We start from the raw sequence: 13,346 nt of genomic DNA on the forward strand, positions 1-13,346 counted from the left end.
CGATTAGGTCGCCTTTGAGAATGCTTTTCTGTGTGTGTGGATCGACATTAAAATACCAAAACCAGCCATAAGGGTAACCATTGAGGTACCACCATAACTGACCAGAGGAAGAGGGACACCTACAACTGGTAGGATGCCGCTTACCATGCCAATGTTTACAAAAATATAGACGAAGAAGCTCAGTACAATACTGCCTCCCATCATTCGGCCAAAAGCCGTTTGAGCTTGGCTAGCCAGTACTAAACCGCGTCCAATAATAAACAGGTAGATAGCAAGCAAGAACAAAATACCGATCATGCCCCATTCTTCGGCAATAACCGCAAAAATGAAGTCGGTGTGACGCTCTGGGATGAACTCCAGTTGAGATTGAGTACCTTGCAGCCAGCCTTTTCCTGATATACCACCAGAACCTATCGCAATCTTACTCTGAATGATGTGGTAGCCCGCACCTAATGGATCTGATTCAGGATCAAAAAGGGTTCTTACACGTACTTTTTGATATTCACGCATCAAGAAGAACCAAAGAATTGGTATGAACGCCCCAAGTGCTATCGCAGCACTGGCGATTATCTTCCAGCTAATACCCGCTAGGAATATTACAAAGATACCCGACGCAGCGATAAGGATAGAGGTACCTAAATCGGGTTGCTTCGCGATTAAAATCGTCGGTACAAACACCATCACTAGTGAGATCGCTAGCGTTTGGAAAGTTGGTGGTAGTGAGCGTTTACCGATAAATCGTGCCAGCATCAAAGGTACCGCCAGTTTCAACAACTCAGAGGGCTGGAATCGAATAAAGCCGAAGTTCAACCAACGTTGAGCACCCTTAGAAGCCTCACCAAAGAACAATACGCCCAATAGTAAGATGACACCGCCTGCAAACAGCAGCGGAGCTAAGGTTTCGTAGGTCCGCGGTGAGATTTGCGCCAAGAAAATCATTACACCCAAAGACAGAGCCATACGCATCGCTTGGCGATCCATCATCGCAAGGCTTTGTCCGCTTGCGCTGTACATGATTAATAAGGCAAAGCCCATTAAAACCAGAATGCCGAGTAATAATGGCAGATCGATATGTAGCCTTTCGAATAAGGCTCTATTTCGTCCAGTTGAGGGATCAAGTTTCATTATTTAATTGGCTCACTTTGATAATCTTCTGCAAGGATAATATGGTCTAAAATCCTTCTTACTACTGGGCCGCCGTTAGAAGAACCGCCACCTGCATTCTCTAGAACGATAGTCACGACGGCTTCAGGATCTTCAAAAGGCGCGTAACCCGTAAAGAGGGCATGATCGCGTAAGTGCTCTGCGATTTCGTCCGCGTTGTACTCTTCATCTTCTTTAAGGCCGAATACCTGCGCAGTACCAGATTTCCCCGCGGTTTGGTAAGACATCTTTTGGAATGAACGTCTTGCCGTGCCTTTTTTGCCGTGGTTAGCCAGCCTCATACCTTCCTGAGCGATATCCCAATACTTCTTCTTAACCCCGGTTAACGGTGGGTAAGTTTCAATGTCGGACATGATTTGTTCATCGAATGGACGGCCATTATCAATGGTTGAACGCAGTAGGTGAGGTGCTGTTACTTCACCTTCATTGACTAATACAGAGGTTGCTTTCGCAATCTGCATTGGTGTTGCAGTCCAGTAGCCTTGGCCAATGCCAACAGGGATGGTGTCACCTTGATACCAAGGCACACGGTGTCTAGCCATCTTCCAATCACGAGTTGGCATATTGGCTTTGCTTTCTTCGTAGATATCGATGCCAGTATAATCACCGAAGCCGAACATCATCATCCATTTAGATATGCGATCAATGCCGAGATCATAAGCAATTTGGTAAAAGAAGGTATCCACCGACTCTTCAATCGCTTTCTCTATATCCACGACACCGTGTCCCCAACGTAACCAGTCACGGAATGGTCTCGTTTTTGAGTTTGGTATCTTCCAATAGCCTGGGTCATTACGGGTTGTGTTCGGCGTAATCACACCTTCTTGCAGAGCAGCAACAGCAATGAATGGCTTGATCGTTGATGCTGGTGGATAAATACCTAGCGTGGCACGGTTAACCAAAGGGCGGTTTTTGTCTTGAAGTAGCGCGTTATAGCCTTTAGACGAGATACCATGTACGAATGCGTTTGGGTCGTAGCTTGGGCTCGATACCATGGCTAACACGCCATTGTCTTTTGGGTCGAGAACGATAGCTGAACCACGGCGGCCATCAAGTAACTTATGTACGTAAAGCTGTAGCTTGATATCTAAGTTGAGTACGATATCTTTGCCTGGAACCGAAGGTACAAATTTGAGGGTACGAATCACTCGTCCACGGCTGTTAACTTCAACTTCTTGGTAGCCAGCTGTACCGTGCAACATGTCTTCGTAATAACGCTCAATACCCAGCTTACCGATATCACGAGTTGCTTGGTAATTGGCGTCTTTTTCTTCTCGCATCAAGCGCTGCATATCACGATCATTGATGCGCGATACGTAGCCAATCACATGAGTGAGCACATCGCCATAAGGGTAGAAACGCTTCAATGTTCCCGTAACCTCAACACCTGGGAATTTATGTTGATTTACAGAGAAAACGGCAACTTGTTCTTCAGAGAGTTGATTAAGAATCGGTACCGATTTAAAGCGTCGTGAATTACGACGATCACGATTAAAGCGCTCGATACGTTCTGGCGGGATCTCGATTAATGCTTGCAGACGAGCAAGCGTGTCATCCATATCTTTGATTTTTTCGGGTATGATTTCTAGGTTGAAAACAGGACGGTTTTCGGCAAGAAGTACACCGTTGCGATCGTAAATCAAACCACGGTTAGGGGCGATTGGAACGACCTTGATACGGTTGTCGTTAGAACGAGTTTTATAGTCTTGGTATTGATTGACCTGAATGTTGTACAGGTTAACAACCAACATCGACATCATGACTATGATCCCCGCAAACGCAACAAAAGCACGGCTAGTAAATAGTCGTGCTTCTGCTTTGTAATCACGGATTTGGCTACGTTTACGTAACATTAACGCTTATTCTCGATGATAAGGGTGGTTAGCAGTGATGCTCCAAGCTCGATACAAGCTTTCAGCCATGATAACGCGTACTAATGGGTGAGGGAGAGTAAGCGCAGACAGAGACCAACTTTGGTCTGCAGCCGCTTTACATGCAGGTGCTAATCCTTCAGGCCCGCCAATTAGGATAGATACGTCACGTCCATCCAGCTTCCAACTTTCTAATTGCTCAGCAAGTTGAGGTGTATCCCACTTTCTACCTGGGATATCGAGCGTGACAATACGGTTGCCTTTTGGAACTGCAGCCAGCATCGCTTCGCCTTCCTTTTGAAGAATGCGTGCAATATCGGCATTTTTACCGCGTTTTCCGGCAGTAATTTCAATGAGCTCTAATGGCATATCGTGAGGGAAGCGGCGTTTGTATTCTTGAAACCCTTCTTCAACCCACTTTGGCATTTTTGTGCCAACTGCGATTAACTGGATCTTCAAAGCTTAGCCCCAAAGTTTTTCTAGTTGGTACAGCTCACGATGCTCTTCTTGCATAACGTGAAGCATGCTTGTGCCCATATCTAGAACAACCCATTCACCTTCTTGCTGACCGTCCATACCTAGAGGTTGCATACCCGCTTTACGCACTTCATCAGCAACATGTTGTGCAATAGAAGCAACATGGCGTTTAGAGGTACCAGTACAAACAATCATGTAATCAGTCACACTTGATTTGCCTTCTACATCGATAGTTACAATCGATTCTGCTTTCATGTCGTCGGCTTTGTCTGCAAGAAAATCTTTTAGTTCTTCACGTAACACTGGGTGTTCCTTTAATCTGAATTTAGCTTTGTTTAGGGCTTGTTGACCCTAGAATATAACACGCTTTTATGCGTGGAATGGTATTGAAGCTGAAGGGATACAAAACTCTACGCTTAACTGATGAATTAGTGGCCATGGCGACTGCTCGTATTGAGTTTTTGTCATCAATTCAGCTTGAGTGAGCAACGCGAACAAGGAGTGTAATCGAGAAATCGAAACTCTTGTTAGCGCGGCGTTATAAAGCGGCTTTTTAGATTGCCAGATGCGGTGTTTTTCGAAAACCTGACCAATTGGCATCTGTTTCATTTGTTGCTGCATCTGCAATAACAGAGCAAGCTCACGTTGTATGCTACGCAGTAGAATAACAGGTTCAACCCCTTCCGCTTCTAGCTGTCTTAGAATCCGCTGTGCTCGATTGCCTTTACCTGCCAGTAACGCATCACTCCAATGGAATGGAGTAAAATGGTTGTGGCGACTCAGCGATTCTTCTAAGCGTACTAAAGTGAGCTTTCCATCTGGGTATTGTAGCGCCAGTTTCTCTAGGCTTTGAGTCAACGCAAAAAGGTTGCCTTCATGCCATTGCGCTAGCATTTGAATCGCTTCAGGATCTGGTGATAAACCGATTTGGCGACAGCGTGCTTGGACAAATTGAGGCAATCGGCTGACATCTGGAGTTAAACAGCTTACCCAGTGTCCTTGATTAGAGAGTGCTTTAAACCATTTTGCACTCTCTTGAGCTTTGGTTAGCTTAGTGCCAACCAATATTAATAGAATATCACTATGAATATGCTCAGAAATGGCGAGCAATTCTTTTGCTATCGCCGCATTGACACCCGACTCCGGAAGCTCAAGCTCGATGACCTGACGGCTAGAGAATAAGCTGAGTGCTTGAGTGCAATCGTAAACTTCATTCCAATCGAGACTGTTATCGATCGCAAAGCGGTGACGTTCTTCGAAGCCTTGTTGTTTAGCAGCTTTCAGGATCGCTTCTCGGCTCTCTTGTAACAGCAGAGGTTCGTTACCAAAAATCAGGTAAACATTGCTCAGCTGTTTAGACAGTTGCTCCGACAAACGATCGGCAAAAATACGCATCAAATAAACCTATTATTCAGCAGATTCGCTGAGCTCTGGCTGTTCTTCTGAGCCTGGAGCAACTTCAACGTCTTCAACTTCAATATTTTTGATGTTGTACTGTTTTTCAAGCTCTTTAACCTGATTGTGTTCAAGTGCTTCTAGATCCATGCTGTCAGCGGCAATATTAGCCTTGAGACGAGCCATTTGACGAAGGATTTGGCTAGTCGCGAGTTTACGCATCTCATCTTCGATCATGTCGCGCTCAACCGATTTCGCGAGAGCTGTTAACGGGTTGTCTAGGTAGCTACGGGTTACACTGGTTGAGAATGTCTTTGAGCCTAGCTCTGGGATCGTTACACGGTACGAAGCGTAGAAAGTCAGTTCAATTTCTGCCGCACGAGTATTTTGGTAAAGAGACAGAGTTCGCTCACCTACGCTTTCGCTAATGATATGAAGGTTAGGAGTGTTCTCTGCGGGTGGCACAATTTCTACATCATTCATGCGTAGCTGACCTTTCATCATACGTGTAAACGTGCTGTATTGGTCGTAACTGGTCACAGAGATTTTGTTAAGTTCTTCTGGCACGGAGTAATCACCGCGTAGGTGGAAACCACAGGCACTCAATAGGCTAACGGTTAGAACAACAATAGTAACTTTCAATGAAGATAGTGAAGTCAGGCGCATTATTTGATGGCTCTCATGAAGGTAGAATACTTATTTAAAGGCTTTAGTTTGTTGGCGTGGGGTTAGTCACTGAAAGTAAAGCGTTTAAATAAGTAGACAGGGTAATTAACTACCCTGTCTACAGACTACTTTTGATGAATTAAGTTCGTTAATTCTTTAGCAATTGCATTGTGCTAACGAAATTAGTTAGCAACGATGTTTAGAAGCTTACCAGGTACGAAGATAACTTTACGGATAGTTAGGCCATCTAGGAACTTCTTAGCGTTCTCATCATTTAGACCAAGTTCACGAACTTGCTCTTCGGTTGCGTCAGCAGCAACAGTCAGTTTCGCACGTAGCTTACCGTTGATCATTACAACGATAGTCTTCTCATCTTCAACTAGCGCTTTCTCATCGAAAGTTGGCCATGTTGCTGAGTCTACGTTTGATTCACCCAGTGCAATCCACATTTCGTAAGAGATGTGAGGAGTCATTGGGTAAAGCATGCGAACAACAGCTTTTAGCGCTTCATCAAGGATTGCACGATCTTGTACAGACTCTTGAGGTGCTTTCGCTAGTTTGTTCATCAGTTCCATGATTGCAGCGATAGCTGTGTTGAACGTTTGGCGACGGCCGATATCGTCCGTTACTTTCGCGATAGTCTTGTGGATGTCACGACGTAGTGCTTTTTGGTCACCAGACAGAGCAGAAGCATCAACAGATTCAGCAGCACCCTTAGAAGAGTGAGCGTGAACCAGTTTCCAAACACGCTTAAGGAAGCGGTTTGCGCCTTCAACGCCAGACTCTTGCCACTCAAGTGTCATGTCAGCAGGAGAAGCAAACATCATGAATAGACGTACTGTGTCAGCACCGTACTTGTCTACCATCTCTTGTGGGTCGATACCGTTGTTTTTCGACTTAGACATCTTGATCATGCCTGAGTGTTCAACTTCGCGGCCTTGGTTGTCGACAGCTTTTTCGATACGGCCTTTACCGTCACGTTCGATAGTCACGTCAGTAGGAGCAATCCACTCTTTCGTGCCTTTCTCATTCGTGTGGAAGAACGCGTCAGCTAGAACCATACCTTGACATAGAAGCTGCTTGAACGGTTCATCAGACGTTACGTAACCTGCATCGCGTAGCAATTTATGGAAGAAACGAGAGTAAAGCAGGTGCATACAAGCGTGCTCGATACCACCGATGTACTGGTCTACTGGTAGCCAGTAGTTCGCTTTTTCTGGATCTAGGATGTCGTCAGCTTGTGGTGAACAGTAACGAGCGTAGTACCAAGAAGATTCCATGAACGTATCGAATGTATCTGTCTCACGTAGAGCAGGTTCGCCGTTGAATGTTGTCTCAGCCCAAGACTTGTCAGCCTTGATTGGGCTAGTCACACCATCCATTACCACATCTTCTGGAAGAATAACGGGTAGCTGGTCTGCAGGTACTGGGTGAACTTCACCGTCTTCAGTGGTTACCATTGGGATTGGCGCCCCCCAGTAACGTTGACGAGATACACCCCAGTCACGTAGACGGAAGTTTACTGTCTTCTTACCTTTGCCTTCGGCTTCAAGCTTCGCAGCGATTGCGTCGAATGCTTCTTGGAAAGCAAGACCATCGAATTCACCAGAATCGAACAGCACACCTTTCTCTGTGTAAGCCGCTTCTGAAACGTCTAACTCAGAATCGTCTTCTGGCTTGATTACTGGAATGATATCGATGCCGTACTTAGTTGCGAATTCGTAGTCACGCTGATCGTGAGCAGGAACCGCCATTACCGCACCTGTGCCGTAATCCATAAGAACGAAGTTTGCTACGTATACAGGAACAACACGACCGTTAAGAGGGTGGATAGCCGTTAAGCCAGTATCCATGCCTTTCTTTTCCATCGTCGCTAGTTCAGCTTCAGCAACTTTAGTGTTACGACACTCTTCAACGAATGCTGCAAGCTCAGGGTTGTTTTGAGATGCTTTCTCTGCAAGAGGGTGACCTGCAGCAATACCAACGTAAGATACACCCATTAGTGTGTCTGGACGAGTAGTGTAAACTTCCAGCGGTGCTTCTTCACCGTTAACAGCGAAAGATAGCTCAACACCTTCAGAGCGACCGATCCAGTTGCGCTGCATGGTCTTAACCATTTCAGGCCAACCTTCTAGGTTGTCTAGATCGTCTAGTAGCTCTTGAGCGTACTCAGTGATCTTAATGAACCACTGTGGAATTTTCTTTTGTTCAACTGGAGTATCACAACGCCAGCAGCAACCGTCCTCTACTTGCTCGTTTGCAAGTACTGTTTGGTCGTTCGGACACCAGTTAACAGAAGAGGTCTTCTTGTAAACTAGGCCTTTTTCGTAAAGCTTAGTGAAGAACTCTTGTTCCCAACGGTAGTACTCTGGCGTACACGTTGCGAATTCACGGTTCCAGTCGTAACCAAAGCCTAAAAGCTTAAGCTGGTTTTTCATGTACTCGATATTTTCGTAAGTCCATGGTGCAGGCGCTGTGTTGTTCTTAACAGCTGCGTTTTCTGCAGGTAGGCCGAATGCATCCCAACCGATTGGCTGCATTACGTTTTTGCCTTGTAGACGTTGGAAACGAGATACCACATCACCGATGGTGTAGTTACGCACGTGACCCATGTGCAGTCGGCCACTTGGGTACGGGAACATAGAAAGACAGTAGAATTTTTCTTTGTTTGGGTCTTCACTTACAACGAAAGTCTCGCTGTCATCCCAGTGTTGTTGAACCTTTTGTTCAATCTCTTGCGGGTTATATTGTTCTTGCATCGATGGTATCCGGTTATCTTGGAATTTGTGAGTTCGGTTAGAACAGAATCTTACAGATCGTCATAGAATACCTAAAGGAGCCTAGTACAACAATAGTTATACCCTTCATACTTGCAGTTGCTGCCTAGTAGATGGCGTAATTTTCACTGAATTTCGCAGGGCAACTATACTTAAGAGTATGAATTGCATTTGTTTGTGAGCGAAGGGGGCGTTATAGCACTTCGTTTGCACGCTTAAAAGTTGGTTATCTTAAGGAGGTTGTTATGCCGAAGAAAAAAGCACTCTATGAAGAAGTGGTTGAAGAGGTCATCGAAACGCTGAAGCATAGTCCTGAAGAGCTCAACAATAAAATCGAAACGTCAGGTAAGTTTGCGAAAGCAGCCAATGACATGACTAAAGATGAGCTATCGCTGATTTCAGCCTATGTGAAATCGGACTTGAAAGAATTCTCTGAAAGTTATGAAGAGAGCAAAAGCGGCCCGTTTTATTTGATGATTGCTGACTCTATTTGGCAGGGGCTTTTGGATATAACTGATCGCACCAAAGTGGAATGGGTTGAGCTATTCCAAGATTTAGAGCATCAAGGCTTGTATCAAGCGGATGAGGTTATTGGTCTTGGTACACTAGTCTGTGATGAGTGTGGTCATCAAACTGAGTACAACCATCCAACGACGATCATTCCGTGTATCAAATGTGGTTCGAAAGGATTTAGTCGTAAAGCGCTTAAACCATAAAATACCGAGCGATAGCGTAACTAGTTCAAATCAGTGTCGCCAGTTCAAAATCGTAGCAATTAAAAAGGGTTGACCGTAATTGGCCAACCCTCAAACACTTTTCGTCGAATCTAGTCTTTTCTTCTCACAAGCCAGCCAATCACTAAGCTCAACAAAGCCCAGATATACAGCGGCCAAGTCCCGACAACGTGATAAGGGGTTTGACCATCTGTTGAAACAAGCTCGGCTTTTAATATTGCTGTTTCAAATTGCGGGGTTTGCTTGATGATCTTGCCTTTGTGATCCGTTACTGCCGTTACACCATTGTTGGTCGAGCGAATAAGCGGCTTACCAAGCTCTAAAGCACGCATTTGTGCGATTTCCATATGTTGCAACGGGCCAATTGAACGGCCGAACCACGCATCGTTAGAGAGCGTGAGAATAAAGTCCGTTTCATCGGTCACGTTCTGTCTAACTTGATCATTAAAGATGATCTCATAGCAAAGCGCTGGTGCAAGGTGACGACCATTAGCAACGATGTTTGGTTGAACGTAATCGCCACGGCTAAACGATGACATTGGTAAATTAAAGAACGGTGCTAATGGACGCAATATATCTTCAAACGGTACAAACTCACCAAATGGCAATAAGTGATGCTTGTGGTAGCGTTCGTTTGGATCGTAGCTGTATTCGCCGTATGGGTTCACTCCAAGCGACAAAATGCTGTTGTAGTACTTCTTATCTTCAGACTGATTCAGTACACCTGTGATGATAGAGCTGTTATTCATCTTGGCTGCGCTGTCTAAGTTACGCAGAAAAGAAGGGATCTCTACCTCAAATGCAGGAATAGCCGCTTCAGGCCAGATGATGATATCCGCATCCCAGTTTTCTCTGCTCAGATCGGTGTATTTCATCATAGTTGGCCAGCGATGACTTGGTAGCCATTTGCTGTCTTGGTCGACGTTGCCTTGAATTAATACCACTGACGTTGTTTTGTCAGGGTTCGGTGTCACCCAGTCGATATTGCGAAGACCAAAACCGGTGCTAAATACAACAGCAGGGATGACGGCGACACTCCAGGCTTTGTTGATGACCGTATAAGCGAGCGCAGAAGCTGAGACGATAATTGCAAGCGTCACTAGCTCTACACCACCAATAGGTGCGAAAGAGCCAAGCGGGGAATCGATTTGGCTATAACCTAGCCACAACCACGGGAAGCCCGTCATTACCCAACCGCGCAACCAATCACTGATGAGCCACAATGCGGGTGCTGCTAGGAAAAAACGACTTAGGTTATTAGTAGGGAAGAACTTGTTTAAACTCCAGGTAAAAAGCCCTGAGTAAACTGCTAGATAGCCCACAAGCAGTGCCATCAAGAACAAGTTGGCTGCCAGTGGCATTCCACCAAAGCCATCAATACTGACGTATACCCAACTGACACCCGTGGTGAATTGGCCTAAACCCCATGCGTAACCTATCCAAAGTGCACTTTTAGGAGAGCGATCATGGATCAGTAGCAGCAACAAAGCTGGGCTGAGAATAGCAAGAGGCCATATTGAGTATGGAGCGAATGAAAGGGTTGTTATAGCGCCAACAAAAACGGCCGCAAGCGGCCGTAATAGGCGATGAATAAAAGTCTTAGTCATCTAATTTCTGTCATCTCTTTAGAGAGAAGTTGTTATTCTTCGATAGTCGGAAGAGGCTGTTCGTCAGGAATGGTTACCTGTAGCTGAATCACACGACGGTTATCTGCAGATGTAATTTTGAAATGGTAGTTTTCGATTTCTACAATTTCGCCACGAACTGGCAGGTGACCGAGTGCTGTCATCACCATACCGCCCACTGTATCTACTTCATCATCACTAAAGGTCGTGTTAAACGTGTCGTTGAACTCTTCAATAGTGGTTAAAGCTTTAACAGAGAAAGTATGCTTACTCAGCTTACGAATATCTAACTCTTCTTCATCGTCGAACTCGTCTTCAATTTCACCAACGATTTCTTCGAGGATATCTTCAATGGTTACTAGGCCAGAGACACCGCCAAACTCATCGACAACGATAGACATGTGGTAACGCTCTTCCTGGAATTCCTTGAGTAGGCGATCAACACGCTTACTTTCAGGAACAACAACTACAGGGCGAATCACTTGTTCGATGTCAAATGGAGCACTGTCTGAACCCAAGTACTTAAGTAGGTCCTTCGCTAATAGAATGCCTTCAACATGGTCTTTATCTTCACTGATCACTGGGTAGCGAGAGTGCTGAGCATCAGTAATAAGCGCAATCAATGTGTCTAGATCATCGGTGCGTTCAACTGTAACCATTTGAGAGCGAGGCAGCATGATATCGCGTACTCGCATCTCTGAAATTTCCATAACACCTTCGAGCATGTCGCGTGTGTCGTGGTCAATTAGATCATTAATTTCTGAGTCGCGGATTACATCTACGAGCTCTTGGCGGTCTTTTACCTCGCCTTGAAATAGTTGGCCTAGGCGTTCAAAGAAGGACTTTCTACTCGGACCTTCAGATTTTTTACTTCCCTCAGAAGTGGGGGGGTTACCTTCGTTCATGATTTCTCAAAAAATAACGCTATCAGAAGTGTGATAGCACACATCACAACTCAGATTCCTGAAAATAACAGGTTCGATGAGTCGTTGTTTCTCTGCAAACTACTTACCTAGAATCAGTTTATTTTTCTAGAATGTAAGGGTCTTCAAACCCCATAGCTTGCATGATTTCTGTCTCGAGTGACTCCATCTCTTCAGCTTCATCATCTTCGATATGATCATAACCTAGCAGATGCAGACTGCCATGTACAACCATATGAGCCCAGTGTGCTAGCAGAGGCTTATTTTGCTCTTCTGCTTCTTTTTCGACAACTTGGCGGCAAATAATGAGGTCGCCCAGAAGATCTAATTCGATCCCTGGAGGAGCTTCGAATGGGAAAGACAGCACGTTGGTTGGCTTATCTTTACCACGGTATTCATGATTGAGCTGGTGGCTTTCGTCCGTATCAACGATTCGAACCGTCAACTCGGCGTTCTCTTGAAATTGAGGAATTGTCTTGTCTAACCAAAGCTGAATATCTTGCTTGGTTGGAAGACCTTGCTCATTTTCGACCGCAATTTGCAGGTCTAGTTCAATAGACATCTATTTATCACCTTGTTCTGTAATCTCAGAACTATTTTGTGTTGCTAATTGTGTCGTAACTGCTTGCTGAGCCTCAAGAAGTTTGGCTTCGCGCTCTTCACGTTTACGCTTCTCAAACTCTTTACGTTCTTTCTGGTCTTTTGCTTCCCATTTCTCGTAGGCATTAACGATACGAGCAACAACAGGGTGACGAACCACATCTTCAGACATGAAGAAGTTAAAGCTGATGTCATCGACTTCGCTCAGTACTTCCGTTGCATGACGTAGACCAGATTTCGCGCCACGAGGTAAATCGATTTGCGTAATGTCACCCGTGATAACTGCACGCGAATTGAAACCGATACGAGTTAAGAACATTTTCATCTGTTCTACCGTGGTGTTTTGGCTCTCATCAAGAATGATAAATGCATCATTCAGAGTACGGCCACGCATGTAAGCCAGTGGAGCGACTTCAATCACGTTACGTTCAATCAGCTTTTCAACACGTTCAAAACCGAGCATCTCAAAAAGTGCATCGTAAAGTGGACGCAAATATGGGTCGACTTTCTGGCTCAAATCACCAGGAAGGAAACCTAACTTCTCACCCGCTTCAACAGCAGGGCGAGTCAGTAGAATACGGCGAACCTCTTGGCGTTCAAGTGCATCGACAGCCGCCGCAACCGCTAGGTACGTTTTACCTGTACCTGCAGGGCCAATACCAAAAGTGATGTCATGAGTGACCATATTCATTAGGTATTGTGCTTGGTTCGGAGTACGTGGCTTAATCACGCCTTTTTTAGTCTTAATCGTGACTTCTTTGCCGTAGTCAATTTCAGACTCGACGTGTTGCTCCAAAATGCCAGACTCAGTGACCGCTAAGTGCACTTGCTCTGGTTCAATATCGATGATGTTGCCTTTAACTGGAGCCGTTTCAACATAGAGGTGTTTGATGATGTCTAAAGCAGCAGCAGTAGTGTGAGGCTTACCAACGATGGTGAAGAAGTTGCTACGGTAATTAATCTCAACGCCAAGACGACGCTCAAGGTGCTTGATGTTGTCGTCGAATGGTCCGCATAAGCTAGCCAAGCGCTTATTGTCGGCTGGCTCTAGATTTATCTCTAAGGTAACGATTTTATTGCTCAAATTAGCCTCTCATTTTGTGCCACTCGCTCT

Annotated in this window: 12 protein-coding genes; 1 reads left to right on the forward strand and 11 read right to left on the reverse strand. The window is 45.2% G+C overall.

Annotated elements, in window-relative coordinates; translation table 11 throughout:
• Positions 1 to 3: 3 nt before the first annotated feature.
• From rodA to leuS, 7 genes are all read right to left on the reverse strand, one after another.
• Complete coding sequence (gene rodA, locus L0992_03675) at positions 4 to 1,125, reverse strand: rod shape-determining protein RodA (GenBank protein ID XGB67810.1); 1,122 nt, start codon at positions 1,123 to 1,125, stop codon at positions 4 to 6.
• The gene (mrdA, locus tag L0992_03680; GenBank protein XGB67811.1) at positions 1,125 to 3,017 is read right to left on the reverse strand and encodes a penicillin-binding protein 2; all 1,893 of its coding nucleotides are present in this window, start codon (positions 3,015 to 3,017) and stop codon (positions 1,125 to 1,127) included. The genes rodA and mrdA overlap by 1 nt, the downstream gene beginning before the upstream one ends.
• 6 nt (positions 3,018 to 3,023) lie before the next feature.
• Positions 3,024 to 3,494, reverse strand: a complete 471-nt coding sequence (gene rlmH / locus L0992_03685; GenBank protein XGB67812.1) for a 23S rRNA (pseudouridine(1915)-N(3))-methyltransferase RlmH — start codon at positions 3,492 to 3,494, stop codon at positions 3,024 to 3,026.
• A 3-nt stretch (positions 3,495 to 3,497) separates the two neighbouring features.
• Positions 3,498 to 3,815, reverse strand: a complete 318-nt coding sequence (gene rsfS, locus L0992_03690; protein ID XGB67813.1) for a ribosome silencing factor — start codon at positions 3,813 to 3,815, stop codon at positions 3,498 to 3,500.
• A 66-nt stretch (positions 3,816 to 3,881) separates the two neighbouring features.
• Complete coding sequence (holA, locus tag L0992_03695; protein XGB67814.1) at positions 3,882 to 4,907, reverse strand: DNA polymerase III subunit delta; 1,026 nt, start codon at positions 4,905 to 4,907, stop codon at positions 3,882 to 3,884.
• A gap of 12 nt (positions 4,908 to 4,919) precedes the next feature.
• Positions 4,920 to 5,573, reverse strand: a complete 654-nt coding sequence (gene lptE / locus L0992_03700) for an LPS assembly lipoprotein LptE (protein ID XGB67815.1) — start codon at positions 5,571 to 5,573, stop codon at positions 4,920 to 4,922.
• Between the two features lie 182 nt (positions 5,574 to 5,755).
• Positions 5,756 to 8,332: a leucine--tRNA ligase gene (gene leuS / locus L0992_03705; GenBank protein ID XGB67816.1), complete on the reverse strand. Its 2,577-nt coding sequence runs from the start codon at positions 8,330 to 8,332 to the stop codon at positions 5,756 to 5,758.
• Between the two features lie 263 nt (positions 8,333 to 8,595).
• Between leuS and L0992_03710 the strand changes: the two genes are divergently transcribed.
• Positions 8,596 to 9,066, forward strand: coding sequence for a zinc ribbon-containing protein (locus tag L0992_03710; GenBank protein XGB67817.1), 471 nt, complete (start codon positions 8,596 to 8,598; stop codon positions 9,064 to 9,066).
• 110 nt (positions 9,067 to 9,176) lie between these two features.
• Here the strand turns inward: L0992_03710 and lnt are convergent, their stop codons facing one another.
• From lnt to L0992_03730, 4 genes are all read right to left on the reverse strand, one after another.
• Positions 9,177 to 10,691, reverse strand: coding sequence for an apolipoprotein N-acyltransferase (gene lnt, locus L0992_03715; protein ID XGB67818.1), 1,515 nt, complete (start codon positions 10,689 to 10,691; stop codon positions 9,177 to 9,179).
• Between the two features lie 32 nt (positions 10,692 to 10,723).
• On the reverse strand, positions 10,724 to 11,614 hold the full coding sequence (gene corC, locus L0992_03720; protein ID XGB67819.1) for a CNNM family magnesium/cobalt transport protein CorC: 891 nt from the start codon (positions 11,612 to 11,614) through the stop codon (positions 10,724 to 10,726).
• Between the two features lie 118 nt (positions 11,615 to 11,732).
• A complete protein-coding gene (gene ybeY, locus L0992_03725; GenBank protein ID XGB67820.1) occupies positions 11,733 to 12,194 on the reverse strand; it encodes an rRNA maturation RNase YbeY in 462 nt (153 codons plus the stop codon).
• Positions 12,195 to 13,316, reverse strand: coding sequence for a PhoH family protein (locus tag L0992_03730; protein XGB67821.1), 1,122 nt, complete (start codon positions 13,314 to 13,316; stop codon positions 12,195 to 12,197).
• Between the last annotated feature and the right edge of the window lie 30 nt (positions 13,317 to 13,346).

The sequence above is a fragment of the Vibrio pomeroyi genome, from assembly GCA_041879425.1.
Taxonomy (GTDB): Bacteria; Pseudomonadota; Gammaproteobacteria; order Enterobacterales; family Vibrionaceae; genus Vibrio; species Vibrio pomeroyi_A.